The following is a 790-nucleotide window of genomic DNA, read 5'->3' on the forward strand; positions in this document are numbered from 1 at the left end:
AGCCTACTGAACCTTTAAACGTTGAATCAGTGTCTCTTCATCTAGTTGATACAGCTCATCGAGTAAGTTCATCTGCAAGCTACCTGGGCCACGTGAGTTTTCAGCTGCGATTTCGCCAACCACGCCCAATACCGCTGCGGCTGCCAAACCACTTTCATCACCAACAGCAGCAAATGCGCCAGTCAATGCCGTTAAGGTACAACCCATGCCCGTCACGTACGGCATCATTGGGTGCCCGTTGTTTAACGTCACAACGCTGTCTTTAGTGACAACGTAATCTGTCTCGCCAGAAATCACCACATTCGCACCGTATTCAGCGACCAAACATTGCGCTGCGCCTAATGCTGCATCACTGCTATCTAGCGCATCAACGCCTTTGCTCTGCGCTTGCTCGCCCGCTAACGCGATAATCTCAGACGCGTTACCACGAATGATCAACTTGTCAGCTAAGCGTGCAATTTCACGAGAAGTCTCGGTACGCAGCGTACTTGCGCCACAACCCACAGGGTCAAGAACCACGACTTTGTTGTTCGCATTCGCTTGTTCAACAGCAAAACACATTCTTGGCGTCCAAACACTGTCGAGCGTGCCAATGTTGATCACAAGCGCGCCAGAGAAAGACATCATCTCTGCCAGCTCTTGCTGTGAGTGCGCCATAATAGGCGAAGCGCCAATCGCCAATAACGCATTGGCCGTATTGTTCATCACGACGTAGTTGGTGATGTTCACAACCAACGGTTTTTGCTCTCGTACTGCGCGCAACGATTGGATAATTTGTTCAGTTAGCATG

At 50.4% G+C, this 790-nt stretch carries 1 protein-coding gene; it reads right to left on the minus strand.

The features are described from left to right. Positions 1 to 3 precede the first annotated feature (3 nt). Positions 4 to 789 (minus strand): hydroxyethylthiazole kinase, encoded by a 786-nt coding sequence (gene thiM / locus AB4653_RS25375; protein ID WP_102257591.1) that lies wholly within the window; start codon positions 787 to 789, stop codon positions 4 to 6. Position 790 lies beyond the last annotated feature (1 nt).

The sequence above is a fragment of the Vibrio sp. 10N.222.48.A3 genome (assembly GCF_041475345.1).
In the GTDB taxonomy this organism is placed as follows: Bacteria; Pseudomonadota; Gammaproteobacteria; order Enterobacterales; family Vibrionaceae; genus Vibrio; species Vibrio tasmaniensis_A.